Raw genomic sequence first — 18,268 nt, 5'->3', positions numbered from 1 at the left:
CACGTTAGAGGTTGCCACTAACTTAGATGCCGCAATCGAAGTAGCAACCGATGCGGTTGTCGCTGAAGATGTGGCAACAGTTAATAGCCTTATAACAGCAGCAGATGCAGCAACAACAGCTGCAAACAATGCAGCCACAGCCGCCGACGCAGCAACGGCAACAGCAGATGCTAATCCAACCGTTGCAAACTTAGAACTTGCACAAGAAGCACAAGAAGCAGCAGATAGTGCTTCTATAACGGCAACCAATGCAGCAAATGATCTACAGTCAGCCGTTACTTCATTAGCTGCATCAGCCGTTGCAACGGATGAAACAGTCAATCTTGATGATGCAACTGCAACAATTACAAATGCTAATGAAGCTGCAACAAATGCAACAGGTTCAGGTTCGGTAGTTAATGATAGAGTTTCATATGTATCAGATAGTGATACTACAGCGAATGTTGTAAATGAAAATGTAGCAGATGGAACATATACAGGCGTTACATTAAGTGCAACTGATGTAGATGGTGATGCTATTACTTACTCAGTAGAAGATGGTGTACCATTTACAATGGGTGAGAATGGTCAGATTGTTACTTCTGGAGAAATAGATTTTGAAGGTAAAGAGAGTTATACATTTGATGTAACTGCTACAAGTACTGATAATACGACTTCAACACAGAGCATTACTATTGATGTAAATAATATTGATGAAATCGCCCCAATCGCAATTGACGATCCTATCCAAACTACCAGCGGCTTAAAAGGCGAATACTGGGGTTATAACCAATCGGGGCAAGGGAATCTAAATAACTATCAGCAAATAAAAGATTACATTGCTGTAAATGATGCTGAGATTAGTTTCATCTCGACAGAAGTTGATTACGTTCAAGGTGATGGCGGTAATAATTTAGCCGACGGTGTTAATAATAACATTACAAACCTTGAACACTTCCTGGACGATGACGCGAGCAGTATTAAGGGCTCAAGTACGACTGCCGCAACCGACGGAATCATTAAGTTAAGTGGTGATTTAAATATTGAAGCCCCAGGTTTCTATTCTTTAAATCTTACCCATGATGATGGTGTTGTGGTGTTCATTGATGGTAAAAAATATGATTTTGGTGGCAACACTCAATCTCGTAATTCATCAGAAATAAATATAGAGCTTAGTGCTGGCCAGAACACCGTTGAAGTTTACTACTGGGATCAAGGAGGTGCTTATGTATTTGAAATGGAACTTAGCAAGCAGCTTGACGGCCATATTAACGAAGATGCTGAAAATGTTAACTTGGGCGAAAACGTTTGGATAGAAGAAAATCTATCGCATACCTCAGATAAAGGGGGAATCGAGGTCAATGAAGGCGAAAATGTAGATATCGATATTCTTGGTAATGATAGTGAACAGCAAGATGTAACGATCACCATCATAGATAAATCTGATGGTGTTTTTATCACTATTAATCCTGATGGGACTGTTACTTATCAAGCAAGTGTTGATTTCAGTGGTACTGACAGCTTTACCTATACCATTACTGATGCTGCGGGTAATGTGTCTAATGAAGCAACAGTAACTGTCAACGTTAACCCTGTTGCCGACCAACCTGATCTTACGGTTAGCTTAGGTGAAGTATCTGCGACTCCTGTCGATATGAATCATACCTATTATTCAAATCGTACTAATGATGAAAATAACGTAGATAATATTAAGCTTTATGATAAACAGGGATGGGGTATTACTGGGACTAACGACGAGAGTGAAAGCGTGGTATTTGATGGTAATCTTGCTGATATTCGCGTATTACAAGCTGATCATACCTGGATCCGTGTGACATTTTCCGGAGTCCAAAATTGGATTAACATTTCTGACTCACATGGTATTGATACGTTCATTTTTAATGACGGCATCTACACCTACAATCCAGGCTCTCATCCTAAGTACGAAGGTGAGTTCATCGAAGAAGCACCGTTAGATACGATCGATAATTATGAAACAGAACTCAATATCGATGGCGCTGTTACAGACAGCAGTGAAGTCATTACTTCATACGTAGTTTCAGATATTCCAAGTGACGCGTCATTATCAACAGGAACATATGATGTAACGAATGATACTTGGACGTTAACTCCAGACCAAGCTGCTGATGTTAAAATCATTAATGTTGAAATAGACGATTTACCATTTGATATTTCCGTTGAGATGAATGTTTCAGACACAGCGACCATTAATGGTGAAGAAGTAACAGATTCAAAAACATGGTCTGTTGATCTAACTGTCGATGCTTCTAATTTTTATTCTAATCTTTATTCTAATGTATCAGGCTCTAACGTCGATGATAATATTACAGGTACTGCTGGCAATGACGTGATTGTTGCAGATACACAGCATAATGAAGTTTTAGAGGGTGAAAATTACAATATTGCCTTTGTTCTTGATTCATCGGGGAGTATGAGTAATGATGATATTGCAACAACTAAAACACAGTTTACTGAGGTTATTAAAACTCTTTTAGGTAAAATATCTGGGGACAATGCCGGTACAGTGAATATTTCATTGATTGATTTTGATACTGATGCAGTAAATGTTTTATCGTTAAACCTTAGTAATTATACTGAAACTAAATTAATCGAAGCGTTAGCCTCAATTAATCGTGGTGGTTGGACTAACTATGAAGCAGCTTTTGAATCGGCAGTCACGTGGTTTAATGACCCTTTAATAAGCAGTAATAGCGGTACGAATTTAACCTATTTTATCACTGATGGTGAACCTAACACATATGTTGGCAATAATGGCACCACACATATAAATAATACCTCTGCAGAGAATACCCGACAAACTAAGATAGCTTTTGATAAATTAGCGAATATTTCAGAAGTTGAAGCTATTTCAATTGGTGATACAACACATAGTCTTACGGACTATGATAGTGATGGTTCAGCTAGCCATAATATTAACGTCTCTGAACTTGCCGCAACGATTTTGAGCTCGACAGTACTCTCTACTCAAGGTGATGACACTATAAGTGGCGGTGAAGGGAATGATATTCTGTTTGGTGATTTAGCGCCCAATTCATTTGCTTTTGAAGATGGTTATACAGCGTTAAAAACCTATGTTGCAGGTGAAGCTGGTGTCAATGTTGACAATCTGAGTGTGTCAGATGTCCATCAATATATCCGCGAGAATCCAGATTCATTTAACGGCAATGAAGCCAATGATGGTGATGATGTGCTGATTGGTGGTACTGGCGATGATATTCTATTTGGTCAAGGGGGAGAAGATACCTTAACAGGAGGTACTGGCAACGACATCCTCACTGGCGGTAGCGGTATTGATACCTTTGTTTGGTTAGACGGAGATGACGGTACTGTGGCGGTTCCTGCAACTGATCATATTACCGACTTCAATATTCTCGAAGATAAATTAGATTTGAGCGACTTGCTGGAAGGTGTAAACTCGGATGATCTTGGCCATTATCTTGAGTTCAGCTTTGGTAGTGAAAGCAATAGTACCGCTGATATCACTATCAGTATCCATGCTAAAGGCGACGTTTCTGCTGTGAGCCAAGTGATCATCCTGGATAATGTCGATTTAAGCACTGCTTATCCTGATGGTGACTTTACAAGTACGGCAGGTATTAATAGCATACTGAATGATGTCGATGATATATTAATCTAATAATCAGTTTTGGAAATTTTAAGGGAATAAATGGCAGTGCAGGCAGTAACGAATACAGCGTCAACATCACAGTGGGATATACACCCTTCTCAGCGTATCGTTGAGGATCCACTGCTGGATTGTTTAATTTTATTGACTGAACATTTTGGTAATCCGTGTTCGGGTGAATCGTTGACGGCTGGTTTATCTATATCGGGTGCTCATTTATCACCTGAGTTGTTGCCTCAAGCTGCATCTCGCGCAGGGTTAAGTGCGAAATTAAGTCAAAAAGGCTTGAATGAATTACCGCGCATGTTATTACCGTGTATTTTATTGTTAAAAGATCAACAAGCCTGTGTATTACAAGAACTCGACTTCGCGGCAGACAAAGCCGTTATCTCCATGCCCGAAACGGGTGGCGAGGTATTACTGACGATCGTCGAATTGGAAGCTATTTACGTGGGCTATCTGTTTTTAGTGAAGCAGCAATACCACGGTGACCGTGAATTTGATGTACATCTTAACGACAACAAAAAGCATTGGTTATGGCAAACGGTTAAGTCTTCTAGTTCCATCTATCGTGATGTCATTATCGCCTCGGTCTTAGTCAATTTATTTGCTTTGGTCTCACCATTATTTGTGATGAATGTGTACGATAAAGTCGTGCCAAACTTGGCTTTTGAGTCACTTTGGGTATTGGCGATTGGTGCAACCGTGGCTTATATTTTTGACTTTATCATGAAGCAATTACGTGGTTATCTTATCGATGTTGCGGGTAAAAAAGTTGATTTAGAAACCTCCGCCAAGCTGTTTGCTAAAGTCATTGGCATGCCATTAGAAAAACGCGCATCGAGTGTTGGTGGTATGGCCAAACAACTCAGCGAGTTTGACAGTGTGCGTGAATTTTTATCCTCAGCAACGATCACTGCTTTGGTTGATTTACCCTTCGCTATCTTATTTATGGTTATTATTTGGTTAGTTGCCGGTGACTTGGCGATGTTCTCGGTAATCGCGACCTTACTGATCCTTGGTTATACCTTGTTAATACAACCGCGCTTACGTAACGCCATTGAAGAAAGTAATAAGTTTTCGAGCCTGCGTCATGGTCATTTAGTTGAAAGCTTGTCGGTTCTTGAGCTGATTAAAGCCAACGGGGCTGAGGGTGTAGTTCAGCAAAGCTGGCAACAAATGCTCGGCCATATATCGACGTGGCAATTAAAAGCCAAAGTGATCACTAACTCTGTCGCCAATGTCGCGAGCTTGATTGTACAAGTCTCGGTGATTGGTGTGGTCGTGTTAGGCGTATATCGCGTTGCCGATAACGAAATTTCTATGGGTGCTATCATTGCAGCCGTGATGTTATCCAGCCGGGCAATTTCTCCAATGGCTAAAATAGCGTCGTTAATGACCCGTTCTAATCAAACCATCAGCGCGATGCGTCAGCTCGATGCGATCATGGAGCAAGCTGATGAGTTTGAAGATAAAGCCCACCTTGCTAGTCGCGGTAAGCTTGAAGGTCAGATCAACTTAGAGCAACTGGGTTTCAGCTACCCTGACGTGGAAAAACCAAGTCTTTATCCATTGTCTTTACATATTAAGCCTGGCGAAAAAGTGGCGATTATTGGCCGTAATGGTTCGGGTAAAAGTACCTTAGCTAAATTATTGTTAGGTCTATATCAACCAACCACGGGCAGCTTGCAGTTTGATGGTATGAATCAACAGCAGATCCATCCCAGTGATCTGCGCCGTAATTTTGGTTATTTACCGCAAGATATCACCCTGTTCCACGGCACCATTAAAGAGAATATTTTGTTTGGTGCTAAGCAAGTCACCGAATACCAATTGATTCGGGCTGTGCAATTTTCAGGGGTAAACATGTTTACTGACCTCGATTCACAAGGTCTCGATCAGCAAGTCGGTGAGGGGGGCAAAGCCTTATCTCGCGGCCAACGTCAGTCTATCGCCTTGGCGCGGGCAATCTTGAATGATCCGCAGATCTTATTATTAGACGAACCTACTGCAAGTCTTGATGCCCGTTCTGAAAAACAGTTTATTAACTCGATGCAAGTAATTGCCAAAGACCGTACGCTTTTACTCATTACCCATAAAATGCATTTATTGCAGTTAGTTGATCGGATTATTGTATTGGATAAAGGGCGTCTAGTAGCTGATGGCCCGAAAGCTGTGATCCTTGAAAAACTGAAAAGTGGCGCTTTAGTTCCAGGAGCGACGCAATGAAAATAAGCAAGCAAGATCTAGAGATGGCGGATGATGTTTATGGTGCGCTGTTAACGCAAAGTCCCCGTATTCACCGATTAACCATCTGGGCGGTTACCGCCTTTGTATTTAGCTTTATCGTGTGGGCTTATTTTGCCAAGTTAGATCGCGTTACTACTGGTATGGGTAAAGTCGTCCCTTCTTCTCAAGTACAAATTATTCAGAGTTTAGATGGTGGTATTTTACAAGACTTATATGTACAAGAAGGCGCGTTAGTGACTAAGAATCAAGCGTTAGCACGTATTGATGATACCCGTTTTAGAGCCGATTTAGCGCAGCAACGCCAAGAAGTTGATAGTTTACGGGCTGATATTATCCGTTTACGCAGTGAATTAAGCAGTATCTTGGTTGCTGATGTACCGAATTGGAAACGACAGATTAAGATCACTAAGACGGCGCTTATATTCCCGGATGATCTACAGCAAAACTTACCGTATTTAGTGACACGTCAGCAAGATGAATACCGCGCTCGGTTAGACAGTTTGACCAACCTTGTGGCGATTCAAGGGTTACAGATACAACAGCGGTTTGAAGAAACCAAAGAGCTTAAATCAAAAATTAAAACCTTAGAAATTAGTTATAAATTTGCCGCCAGAGAATTATCGTTAACACGGCCATTAGCTAAAAAATTCATTATATCAGAAGTGGAATTACTCAAATTAGAGCGCAGCGTTAATGGTATTAAAGGTGAGCTAAATTCGATTCGATTATTGGTACCAAAGTTACAATCTGCGATGGCTGAAGCGGTACTGAAGCGTCGTGAAGCTGTGCTTAACTACCGTGCGGATGCACGTGCACAATTGAATGAATTACAGAGTAAATTTTCTCGCATTACAGAAGCTAAAGTTGGGGCGGAAGACAAGGTTAACAAAGCCCTGATCGTATCTCCGGTAATCGGTACCATTAAAACAATACATATTAGAACCTTGGGTGGGGTAGTGCAGCCAGGTCAAGCCTTGTTAGAAATAGTACCAACCGAAGACAAATTATTAATTGAAGCCAAGATCAAACCTAAGGATATTGCCTTTGTCCATTTAGGCTTAACAGCCGTGGTGAAAATAACCGCTTACGATTTCACTCGCTATGGCGGTTTAAAAGGCGTGGTTGAGCACATAAGTGCTGATACGACTCAAGATGAAGACGGTAATAGCTTTTATATTATTCGCGTTAGAACAGATATTTCAGATATTCAGGGCAATCATGACATGCCTATTATACCAGGGATGATGACCTCTGTTGATGTTATTATCGGCAAAAGAACCGTACTCGAATACATATTAAATCCAGTGTTGAGAGCCAAAGCGATGGCGCTCAGGGAGCTTTAAATTGCACATGAATACATATAACAAGGAAAAAAACATGCCAATCAGCGACGCTTTTTGTGAGTCGAAATCATTCACTAAAGGGTTACTTTACCCTGCACTTATGTGCTCTGTGATTGGCTGGTCTACAGCTGTTAATGCACAGTCTGTAGAGGAAGCTGTTGCGATGACGTTAAGTAGTCATCCAGATATCCGCATTGCTTTTACTAAATTTAAAGTACGTGAAGAACAAGTTCAGCAAGCTGAAGCGGGCTATTTACCCAGCATTAATGTCACCGGTGGTTATGGTTATGAATATACCGATAGCCCAGGGACACGGGGTAGTCGTGATGGCGACGACACCGAAGATCTAAATCGTGGTGAGTTTGGTGTCAGCCTTAAACAAAGCCTATTCAGTGGTTTTCAAACCAGCAGTGATATTAGTCGTACCAGTTATGCGACTAGCGCCGAACAATGGCGTTTATTCGGCACGGCTGAAGATGTCGCATTAGATGTCGCTAAAGTGTATACCAATATGCTAAAGAGCCAACGTATTCTGGAGCTATCTGAGCGTAACTTATCGACGCATAAAACTATTTTTGGTCAGATTCAAGAACGTACAAATTCAGGTCTTGGTAGTATTGCTGACTTATCACAAATTACCGGTCGTTTGGCGCGTGCGCAGTCTAATGTCATTTCAGCGAAAAATAATTATTTAGACAGTGAAGCACAATTTATCAGAGTGACAGATCAGCAGCCTGATAATTTGGTCATTCCAATCCCTGACGTGGTGTTGTTACCAACAGATCGACAAATCGGATTACGTGACGCACTTGTTAATCATCCTGTGGTTAAATCATCGAACAATGATATTACCTCGGCGCGCTATCAGCATGATGCAGCCAAATCTAATTACTATCCGAAAGTGACATTTGAAGTTGACGCTAACTTTAATAACGATCTTGACGGTGTCGATGGTGATGGTGTTGGCGGTCATAGTAATGATGTAACAGCGATGGTGCGTTTTTCTTACAACTTGTATTCTGGTGGTAAAGATAAAGCGTTAGCGACAGAGACTGCATATAAGATCACCGAAGCGAGTGAAATTAACCGCAGTGTACATCGCCAAATCACCGAAGGTTTTACCTTGGCCTGGAACGCACATGAGTTGTTGGGTTTACAGATGCAGTATATCAAAGAGCACGTTATCGCTTCGAAAAACTCGCAAGCGGCGTACGAACAACAGTTTAAGCTGGGCCAGCGTAGTTTACTTGATTTACTCGATACCGAGAATGAGCTATTTGAAGCGCGTAAAGAATTCGTTGTTGCCGAGTTTGATGAGATTGTCACTCAGTATCGATTATTAAACGCTACTGGCCAATTACTAGATTCGCTAAGAGTGACACGACCTGCTGTTTGGCAAGGTGACAATAAATACGCAGGAGGCGTTAAATAATGAAATTATTAAGCATTTTTTTAATGAGTTTCCTGCTCTTAGGCTGTGAAACTATCGCTGAGATACAAGCCAAAGCAGCGGCGCCATCGACGCCGACAGCAACAATCTTGATGCCAGAACAACAGCTACAAGAGAATGATTTAAGTGATGATGACGCCGATGGCGTGATTGCCTATCGTGAGCAGTGTTTAAATTCAGTACTGGGTTCACAAGTTGATAATAGTGGTTGTGGTGGTGACACCGTTAATACCGTGAGACAGGAATTAAAGGTTAACTTTAGTAATAATTCTGCCGTGATTTCACCGCTTTACTTCGCCGATATTAAAGAGCTTGCGGACTTTATGATGCGTTATCCCGACTTAAGCGTGATTATTGAAGGGCACTCGAGTAAACAAGGTGGCGCGGCGTTAAATATGGATTTATCTCAACGCAGAGCACAGGCGGTGATGGATCTTTTAATTAATAAATTTGGCATATCGACTTCCCGCGTATCGTCGATTGGTTATGGTTTTGAGCGTTTGCTTGATGAAGGTAATAGCAAGTCAGCGCATCAACGTAATCGTCGAATTGTCGCGGAACTCAGTGGTGATAATTTAACGAAAGATATGAAATGGACTATTTATAGTGTTGATTAAACGCTTTAGTCTTTACTGTCACTAGTATCTTTTATCATGGGGTGGACCTATTCGACTCGTTAAATTAACCGTTACCTTGATGTTATTATTGGTATTTGGTTTACCTGCTAAATCAGTACCTAAACTCAATATTGAGGAAATTGTCGCGGCGCTTGATGATAATTATGGTCAACGTGCTGCGCAGCGAGGTCGTGCTTGGTTGGCTATTATGGCGAATGCGGGCAATGCCTCTGCGGCAGGTAAACTAGCCCAAGTAAATGGTTTCTTTAACCAATTACAATTTATTGATGACAGTAAATTGTGGGGCGTTGAAAACTATTGGGCTACGCCGATCGAGTTTATTGGTGTTAATGGTGGTGACTGTGAAGACTTTGCAATCGCAAAATACTTTAGTTTGTTAGAACTGGGTATTAGTGATGATAAGATGCGCATCACTATGGTTAAGTCATTAACGCTGAATCAATATCATATGGTGGTTGCCTATTATCCAACCCCTGGGGCAGTACCACTTATTTTGGATAATATTGATGGCGAGATAAAACCCGCAGATCAACGTAATGACCTGCTGCCGGTATACAGTTTTAACGGTAAAAAGTTATGGTTAAATAAAGAAAAAGGCCAAGGGGTTTTGGCCGGTAAATCACAACGTTTAAAACGTTGGAGTAATTTAAATCAACGTATGGGCTTGTCAAATTTAAAGCAAGCTAAGTTGAGTTTGGAGTAATATGAATGACCTTGTTTAAACAGATCTACTCGTTGTTATTTGGCCTTTTTGTGTTGGTGATGACGAGTTTGGCCTATTTTCAGTTTACTGAAACGCGTAATTTTATGGCTAATCAAATGGAATCCGAGCTGAGTAATGCCAGCACCTCATTAAGTTTGATGCTGAAACCACATTTACAAACAGGTGATATGGTTGCCGCTGAAACCCTTGTTAACGTGATCTTTGAAGGTGGATTTTACCGTAAAGTCAGTTTGACGTGGTTAGCTGATCAGCAGGTACAAGAGTGGGAAAACCCGATTGTGGTAGAAGGAGTGCCACAATGGTTTATTGACTTGGATTTGTTTACCAGTCAAAGCAGTGAAAGTATTATCACCTCTGGCTGGTTGCAGCTTGCTAATTTGAAGATTGAAGCGCATCCCGGCTTGGGGTATCGAGAATTATGGCGCGTGATGAATAATACCTTGTTAGTGATATCGGTATTATTTTTACTGTCTATTTTAGTATTACATTTTAGGTTAAAGACATTATTAACCCCTTTGAACGAGATTGCCTCTCATGCCAGTGCCATCGCTGAGCGGGTATTCAATCCCGATATGCCCTTACCAAAAACAGCAGAATTGAAAACCGTTGTTGAAGCGATTAACTCAATGTCTGGGCAGCTTAAGCAAGTCTTTAATACGCTAGATAATCAGGTGGATAGTTTGCGCCGTGATAACTTGATTGATGGTGTGTCGAATTTACCTAATCGTCAGTACCTCACCGGTCAGCTAAATAGTTGGTTAACTGATCCCGGTTATGGTGGTCTGTTATTAGTGAAGATGGATTGGCTAGATGAGATCCACAGTAAATACGGTTATCAAGTCCGCGATGAAACTATCCGCGTATTGGCGCTGCGGATGCAAGAGCAATTACCGCCGATTGCTGAAAGCGTGATTGCGCGTATCGCTAACACTGAGTTTGCTTTGCTAATCACTAAGGGTGAGCGTCAGGACATTAATTTGTATTTACAATCGCTGATCCGTTTGATCAATCAAGAAATGTCAAAAGCGGGTTGTATACCAAACAGTGGTTTTGCTATTGGGGTGACAGAACGTAACGGTGATATGCAAACCAGTGAGTTATTATCACAAGCCGATAATGCTTTACAGCAAGCTGTGGTAGCAAATAAAGCCAGCTGTTGGTTCGACCGTCAGAATCAGCAAGAGTTTAACCGCGAACAGTGGCGTGATCGTTTGGTCACTGCGATTAATCAAAATCAGTTTATATTTCAGTGGCAGTCAGTGTTGGATAGCGAGAATAATGAGGTATTGCAACGTGAGTTATATTGCCGATTAAATATAGATGGTAAACAAGTACGTGCAGGACAATTTATGCCGTATGTCGAGTTATTGTCATTAGGTAGTCAGCTCGATCGTTGCTTATTAGAATCGGTTGTTGAGCAAGGTATTTTGGCTATGCACAACGAGCCCGTCGCGGTGAATCTAACGCATGATAGTTTACAAGATCCTGAATTCCATACTTGGTTAGCTGCATTCTTACAGAAAACTAAGTTTGCTGAACGGATTTATTTTGAGATACCTGAAGTCGGTGCGAATAATAATTTAGCCGAATGTATACAGTTAGCTGAACTGATCCGTGCTGGCGGAGCGCAACTTGGTATTGACCATTGTGGTCGCCAAATGGGCTCGTTAAGTTATTTACAGCAGTTAAAACCACATTATGTGAAGTTAGATCAATCGTTGGCCTTTTACAGTAATAACCAACAAAATAATGAGCTATGTCGTGCGTTAGTTAATATTGCTAAAGGACTTAATATTGAGGTGATTATGACCGCGATCGAAAATCAGCAGCAATTAGAGCAGATCCAGTCATTACGTACTTCTGGTTATCAAGGTTATATCTCTGCGCCGAAAGATGTGATTCGCATGGATGATATGGTTAATATGAGTTAGATATGTAAGTCTTATGGATGTCTTTGACGAAGAGTAGAAGCGTTTAAAAATGCCAAAGTATCAAGAGTGATACTTTGGCATTTTATTAATTAATAACTGTCATTAAAAGCGTAACTAGATTTTTAAGATAGCTTTTTTCTTCAGGCTATATTCTTCTTCGGTAATAATACCTTCTTTATATAGCTCGTTTAATGCGCGAATAGATTCAAAGCTGTTAATTAACTCTGCTTCTTCTTCTGCTTTTTCAGTTTCAATGACTTTGGTTGTTTCTGCTGTCACTGTGATGTTGTCGATGCTTGCGTATTCACCAACAGTAAAGCCTGTTTCATTTTTCAATGAAGTATAACCTTTACCATCATAAACTGTGTCAATTTCATTACCGTCAAAACGCACGTAGTAATGGAGAAGATCGTTATTACTTCCTGATATGAATTTGTATACTGCTTTACCTGGGATGCCTACTTCTGCAACCCAAGCGTGCCATTTTATACCGCCACCAAGACCAGCAAGAGATGGTTGTGAACGATAAAACTTCATTGGTTCACTGATTACATACTCAGCCACTTCCGGATTGTTTAGCTCTTGTGCAAAATAATCTTTAATGGTTTCTTGGTAAGCTTGTGGCGCTGGACCAAAGTCAGTATTGCTATCGAGTTTTTCAATTTTACCTGCACAGCCCGAAGCGAGTACTGGCAACGCAATTATTAATAATAACTTACGTATTTTATGGCTGATAATTTTCATAACTATTCCCTGATATCGTGCAAATGGTGTTGATTACAGTGTCTTTTGGCAGACTGTAGTCAATTTATAATTTATTGTGCTTCACCATACAGGAATGGGGTAAGTTTTTAAATTTAAATCTAGCTCTAGCTCACCCCGCCTTAATTTATATTTCTATAATGCAAATAACACATCACTACGAATGATGTATTTTACGCCGCGATAAATAGGCTCCGAACTGTGGATACAATGCAGCGGATGCATGCCATGTGGAAAACATAAAATGCTGCCTGCTGGCGTCCGAATATCGACTTCAGCCACAGGGCTACCACGACGTGCGGGTTGGCTTGCGTCATTAGCATTGACTAAGAACCGAGTCGCGCCGCCGTCAAAATCTTCGCTTAGTAAGATCAAAAAGGTCATTTGGCTATATCGGTCGCCATAAGAATCAGCTATTAATTTATTATTAATGACTCGGCTACCAGGCCAAGAACCATCAGAATGTGGTTTAAAGTAATCGCCTTTGCTGTAACGGTAAAAACGAAAACGGGCGTTAATCCCCAATGCCGCTTTACCACCAAACAATCCCTGTTCATCGGTCATTAAATGCTTCACGCGGTTCCAAATTAAGCCATCGGTTTGCTTATCTACGACCCACGTCAGGCTGTCGTTATGACGCACATCACGCGGTAAAGACACCGCTGCATCGGCTAAGTAACCCATTGACTCACTGGTATTGATAAGTCGTTGGCATTCCTCTGGAGAGAATACATTTAACAGCTGAAACGCACCGGGTACTTGAGCTAAATCTTTACGGGTAACTGTCTGTGGCGCGCGTGGAGCCAATGCCGCGAGGTTAGGCTTATGATTAGCCCACGTTGGTAGTGCAGGGTGTTCTGCGCCAGCTTCATAAGCGGCGACAAAAAAATCATTACTCGATGCTGCCGTCGTTGTAGTAGTCGTCGCGCTCGACGTTGTGCTTTTGTCAGTGCTGTTCTCTGTGGTATTCATATGACTTATCCTCGAACTGTAACTGTAATTGCAATAAGGCGGCTGTTAATCCGCCCATTAATCAACACACGGGTTATTTACTGACGACACGCACTTGGGCGAATTGACGATGACCTGCTGCGGTACCATGAAAACCAAAGCCACTTTGCTTAGCACCAACCCAAGGTCCGCCGCCACCCACACCTTGATTGATACCGACCATGCCAGCTTCAAGTTGCTCGGCGACTGCCGCTGCGCCCTGACCACCAAATACCACTGCGCCTAAACCATATGGGCTGTCATTGGCACGCAGGATTGCTTCGTCAATATGCTTGAAATGACTGATCGCTACCACCGGACCAAAAGTCTCATCGCACTCTAGGGTCATGTCGGCAGTCATGCCCGTGACGACGGTTGGCTGAATAAAAGGTAATGGGTAATCATCACGGCCTAAAAGTAATTGCGCGCCTTTTTGTGTGGCATCTTGCAATTGATCTAATACCTTTTGATGTTGTACTGGATTAACCAGCGGGCCAATGTTAACGCGTGGTTTATCCCAAGCACCGACCTGATATTGACGTGCTAGCGCCACTACTTTACGTTCAAATTCTGTCGCAATACGGGCATCGACATAAACACGTTCGGTTGAGGTACACATTTGTCCTGCGTTCTCAAATGAACTGGCTACGGCAAATTGCACTGCCGCATCAATGTCAGCACTGGCCATGACGATCATTGGATCGTTACCGCCAAGTTCCATTACCAGTCTTTTCAACGCTGGTGCAGCGTTGGCCATAATGTGTTTTCCGGTTGCCATTGAACCAGTAAACGCCACCATATGAATGGCGCTAGCCACTAATGCTTTACCTGTTTCGCCATCGCCTTGGGCAAGTTGTAATAAACCCTTTGGCAGGACTTTATTCAAGGTATTTACAAACAGTTCAGCGACTAAGGGCGTTTCTTCCGATGGTTTTAAAATCACCGCATTACCGGCCATTAACGCCGGCATTAATAAATTGTTGGCCATGGCTAAAGGATAATTCCAAGGCGCGATCACCGCGACAATACCTAACGGTCGGTATTGTAATTCGGTATTGCGATCTAAACGCTCAGGTGCCAATGCTTGCGAAATTTCATCCGTAAAGTAGCTGGCACTTTGGACTGTACCACCGACTTCATAGGTTGCACGGCGATAGTCCTTGCCCATTTCTTGGCCGATCAATTTAGCTAACTGATCTTGTACCGGCGTTAGCTGTTGAAAAGCGTGGTTGAGTTGTTGCTGGCGCATGCCTAACGATAACTTCGCCCAGTATTGTTGCGCTTGTTGAGCTGCATTGACTAACGTGGGTAGCTGTTCTGCAGTGGTGATGTTCACTGTGCCGATAGCAGCACGACTGATTGGTTCATAAGAAGTTAACGTTGGCATCTGGGTCATTCCTGAATATACAGTAAGTTTATAGGGTGTTTATGCAGGCTATTTTGATATACTGGGATATAAAAGCAACCAGTATACTTTTAGTAACCTAGTGGGAAATTGTGAAAACAACAGTAGAAACAATGGCTAATGGCCAGAAAAAAGTTATAAATGCATGTGCTGAACCTTGCTCTGTTGAGCGTGGCATGCGTATGTTGGGCGGGAAATGGAAAGCGTCGATACTCTGGCACCTACAAGACGGACCGGTACGCTTTAATGATTTGTCGCGGATGCTAGGTGGCGCCAGTAAAAAAATGGTTGATCAACGGCTAAAAGAATTGGAAAGCGAAGGTCTGGTGATACGTGAAGTGATCAGCGACAGACCAATTGCGGTAACCTATGAAATCACCGAATTTGGTCGTACCGCGTTGGACATTTTAAACCGCTTGAAGGAGTGGTCAGAAGAACATGGGATTTAAATTTTTATTGATTAATTGAAATGCAGACTGAGTGTCAGTCGTTAATTATAGTGTTAGATCATTAATTACAACTGTTGCCGTTGCCGTTGTTGCCATTGTTACCGTTGTTGCCATTGTTGCCGTTGTTGCCGTTGTTGCCATTGTTGCCGTTGTTGCCATTGTTGCCGTTGTTGCCATTGTTACCGTTGTTACCGTTGTTACCGTTGTTACCGTTGTTACCGTTGTTACAGGGATCTGCAGGCTCAGTTACTTCTGCAGGAACGGAGGTTTCGATTAACGCAGCCAATTCAGTGATATTCGTACCGACACCTATCCCTAATGTAGTAAACGCAGACGCGAGACTGCTGGCGACTAAAGCGCCTGCAATCGCATATTCTACTGCGGTTAAGCCTTGCTCATCATGAATGAAATTATCAACGAATATGACCAAGTCTCGCATATAAACTCCTCCGTTTTAATGCTCTTGACGATAGCTAGTATAAGATTGAGCATGATAGCCCAAACATAGTGTAGTTTTTCTTTGTTAGCACGTAATTGTTTTTATTAACGAGTATAAAGTGCAGCCAATATTCCTAATAAGCAAGGTTAATCTAACGCAAGTTTAATGCCGAATGACGTTCAAATTCCATCAACTCATCTTGGCTAATTGCTTGTCTTATCATGTGTGCTTGAGCATCATCAACCAGTACTTCGGCAGCGATAGGACGGCTGTTATAGCTATTACTCATTACTGCACAATAAGCTCCCGTGTATAAAAAACACATTAAATCTCCGGCGGTTACATTACTCGGCAGTGGTGTCGATTTCGAAAATGTATCCGTGCTTTCACAGATGGGGCCTACGACATCATAGTTGGTTAATTGCGTTGTTGATGGTACTTCTGTTTGTGAGTGTAATTGTACGGGAATTAAGGCATGTGTTGCCTGATATAACGCAGGGCGCATTAAATCATTCATTGCTGCATCTAATACGATAAAGGATGTTGGCTGGCTTTCTTTTACATAGGTTATTTCACTGACCATCACACCAATATTGGCCATTAATGAGCGCCCTGGTTCTACGCTAATGCGGCCTTGCCAATCAGGTAGAGCTGATGTTATCGCGTTGGCAAAATCATTAAATGCTAAATGAGGTGGCACCGAGCACTCAGTATTGCTGGTAACCTGCGGATGATTTTGATAGTGAACGCCAAAGCCACCCCCTAAATCAAGCTGAGTTAGGGGGTAGCCTCGTGCGTTAAGCTTATCTATTAATATCTTAATTTTGGCTATTGCATCAAGGTAAGGCGCTGTCGTGTGAATTTGCGAACCAATATGCATTGCTAGCCCGTTTATTTTCAAGAACGCTGAGTGTTGGGCCGTTTCTAACATAGGTAATACAGCGTTAAAGTTAACCCCAAACTTGTTACCTTTAGCGCCTGTGGTGATATTTTTATGGGTATCGACAATGACTTCAGGGTTCACTCGAATCAGTGCCGAAACCTGTTGTTGGTATTTATCAGTAATTGATATTAATACCGCTAATTCTTCTTTAGATTCCAGGTTAAATTGTCCAACACCAGCAAGTACAGCGGCGGTGAGTTCGGCAGATGTTTTCCCTACACCTGAAAAGACAATATCTTGGGCTCTGAATCCGGCACTGAGTGCGCGACGCATTTCGCCAATAGAAACAATATCAACACCGAGTCCTTGCTCGGCGACAATGCGTAATAATGACAGGTTGCTGTTCGCTTTCATGGCGTAGTGAATATGAATTTTATTTGGTTCAAATGCAGCTTTGCAATCCTGAATATTATTCAGTAATGCCGCTTTCGAATAGCAGTAAAAAGGCGTTGCGACTTGGCTTGCTAACTGTTGAATGGATACATTTTCTAACCATAGTGTTTGCTGCTGGGCATGCGCTAAATAGCGCAGGTGGGGGGTTAATTTTGGCATGGCTTAAATCCTTTTATTGATGAGCTATTTGTTGATGAGCTAATAGGATAATTAACCGAGGGCGTATGCACAATATGCAGAATAACGCTTTGATATGACAAAATATCGTTATTACGGTGATTTTATCTGTGGTGTGTTTAAGTTGGTTCAAGCGAGCAAGCAGTGTAAAGTGTTAATTTTTAAGATGTAAGCAGAGCTACTTATGGATAAGTTCGATCAGGCTATTATTAATGCACTTGTGGCTAACTCTCGGCGTTCAATTGCCAGTATTGGCGAGGATATTGGCTTGTCGCGTACCGCGGTTAATGATCGGATCCAGCGCTTGAAAGAATCGGGTATTATTCAGCGCTACACAATTGATGTGCGTCGTAATGACGTGACGAAAGTGGAGGTGTATTTTCAACTTACCTTTAGGCCATTTGATGCCAAGATGATTGCACCGTATTTACAAGGCATCAGTGAGATAACACGTGCGCATACCTTGTGTGGAGATACCGACTTGATTGTGTATGTTGAAGCCGAGTCAATGATACGGGTCTCACAGATCCGAACATTACTTGCCGCATTACCTGACTTGGATAAACTCCAAACATTTACTGTGTTAGATTCATTAATCTAGTTTATTACCCTTTTTTAAACCTTATTTTCAACGCTATTTCTGAGCGTATGAGTCTCAACATACTTTATATTTATTTTGTTATGTTATAACATACAAGTTCGAGTTGATGATGACTATTTTTATAAAA

14 protein-coding genes are annotated in these 18,268 nt (G+C 41.8%); 9 read left to right on the top strand and 5 right to left on the bottom strand.

Annotated elements, in window-relative coordinates; all coding sequences use genetic code 11:
• From A923_RS0121100 to A923_RS0121070, 7 genes are all read left to right on the top strand, one after another.
• A partial coding sequence (locus tag A923_RS0121100; RefSeq protein WP_017223677.1) for an Ig-like domain-containing protein occupies nucleotides 1–3,658 on the top strand: 3,658 nt, incomplete at its 5' end.
• 30 nt (nucleotides 3,659–3,688) lie between these two features.
• Complete coding sequence (locus A923_RS0121095; RefSeq protein ID WP_017223676.1) at nucleotides 3,689–5,875, top strand: type I secretion system permease/ATPase; 2,187 nt, start codon at nucleotides 3,689–3,691, stop codon at nucleotides 5,873–5,875.
• Nucleotides 5,872–7,239 carry an HlyD family type I secretion periplasmic adaptor subunit gene (locus tag A923_RS0121090; protein WP_017223675.1) on the top strand — a complete coding sequence of 456 codons (1,368 nt, stop codon included), beginning with the start codon at nucleotides 5,872–5,874 and terminating at the stop codon, nucleotides 7,237–7,239. Before A923_RS0121095 ends, A923_RS0121090 begins: the two co-directional genes overlap by 4 nt.
• Nucleotides 7,240–7,273: 34 nt before the next feature.
• A complete protein-coding gene (locus A923_RS0121085) occupies nucleotides 7,274–8,671 on the top strand; it encodes a TolC family outer membrane protein (protein ID WP_017223674.1) in 1,398 nt (465 codons plus the stop codon).
• Complete coding sequence (locus tag A923_RS0121080; RefSeq protein ID WP_017223673.1) at nucleotides 8,671–9,306, top strand: OmpA family protein; 636 nt, start codon at nucleotides 8,671–8,673, stop codon at nucleotides 9,304–9,306. The genes A923_RS0121085 and A923_RS0121080 overlap by 1 nt, the downstream gene beginning before the upstream one ends.
• Nucleotides 9,307–9,385: 79 nt before the next feature.
• Nucleotides 9,386–10,030, top strand: a complete 645-nt coding sequence (locus A923_RS0121075) for a transglutaminase-like cysteine peptidase (protein WP_017223672.1) — start codon at nucleotides 9,386–9,388, stop codon at nucleotides 10,028–10,030.
• A 5-nt stretch (nucleotides 10,031–10,035) separates the two neighbouring features.
• A complete protein-coding gene (locus A923_RS0121070; protein ID WP_017223671.1) occupies nucleotides 10,036–11,982 on the top strand; it encodes a bifunctional diguanylate cyclase/phosphodiesterase in 1,947 nt (648 codons plus the stop codon).
• A gap of 114 nt (nucleotides 11,983–12,096) precedes the next feature.
• Here the strand turns inward: A923_RS0121070 and A923_RS0121065 are convergent, their stop codons facing one another.
• The 3 genes from A923_RS0121065 to A923_RS0121055 form a co-directional block, all read right to left on the bottom strand.
• Nucleotides 12,097–12,726 (bottom strand): SHOCT domain-containing protein, encoded by a 630-nt coding sequence (locus A923_RS0121065; RefSeq protein WP_017223670.1) that lies wholly within the window; start codon nucleotides 12,724–12,726, stop codon nucleotides 12,097–12,099.
• 153 nt (nucleotides 12,727–12,879) lie between these two features.
• Nucleotides 12,880–13,716 carry a prolyl hydroxylase family protein gene (locus A923_RS0121060; protein ID WP_017223669.1) on the bottom strand — a complete coding sequence of 279 codons (837 nt, stop codon included), beginning with the start codon at nucleotides 13,714–13,716 and terminating at the stop codon, nucleotides 12,880–12,882.
• A gap of 73 nt (nucleotides 13,717–13,789) precedes the next feature.
• Nucleotides 13,790–15,121, bottom strand: coding sequence for an aldehyde dehydrogenase family protein (locus A923_RS0121055; RefSeq protein ID WP_017223668.1), 1,332 nt, complete (start codon nucleotides 15,119–15,121; stop codon nucleotides 13,790–13,792).
• Between the two features lie 110 nt (nucleotides 15,122–15,231).
• Here A923_RS0121055 and A923_RS0121050 point away from each other — a divergent pair, with 110 nt between their 5' ends.
• A complete protein-coding gene (locus A923_RS0121050; RefSeq protein ID WP_017223667.1) occupies nucleotides 15,232–15,588 on the top strand; it encodes a winged helix-turn-helix transcriptional regulator in 357 nt (118 codons plus the stop codon).
• Between the two features lie 61 nt (nucleotides 15,589–15,649).
• Here A923_RS0121050 and A923_RS0121045 read toward each other — a convergent pair whose 3' ends face one another.
• Both A923_RS0121045 and lysA read right to left on the bottom strand, forming a co-directional pair.
• The gene (locus A923_RS0121045) at nucleotides 15,650–16,027 is read right to left on the bottom strand and encodes a Flp family type IVb pilin (protein WP_017223666.1); all 378 of its coding nucleotides are present in this window, start codon (nucleotides 16,025–16,027) and stop codon (nucleotides 15,650–15,652) included.
• Between the two features lie 151 nt (nucleotides 16,028–16,178).
• On the bottom strand, nucleotides 16,179–17,522 hold the full coding sequence (lysA, locus tag A923_RS0121040) for a diaminopimelate decarboxylase (RefSeq protein ID WP_017223665.1): 1,344 nt from the start codon (nucleotides 17,520–17,522) through the stop codon (nucleotides 16,179–16,181).
• Between the two features lie 202 nt (nucleotides 17,523–17,724).
• Between lysA and A923_RS0121035 the strand changes: the two genes are divergently transcribed.
• A complete protein-coding gene (locus A923_RS0121035) occupies nucleotides 17,725–18,141 on the top strand; it encodes an Lrp/AsnC family transcriptional regulator (RefSeq protein ID WP_017223664.1) in 417 nt (138 codons plus the stop codon).
• Nucleotides 18,142–18,268 lie beyond the last annotated feature (127 nt).

This window comes from Moritella dasanensis ArB 0140 (genome assembly GCF_000276805.1).
GTDB classification, from domain to species: Bacteria; Pseudomonadota; Gammaproteobacteria; order Enterobacterales; family Moritellaceae; genus Moritella; species Moritella dasanensis.
This window is presented reverse-complemented; position numbering and strand designations above follow the sequence as displayed.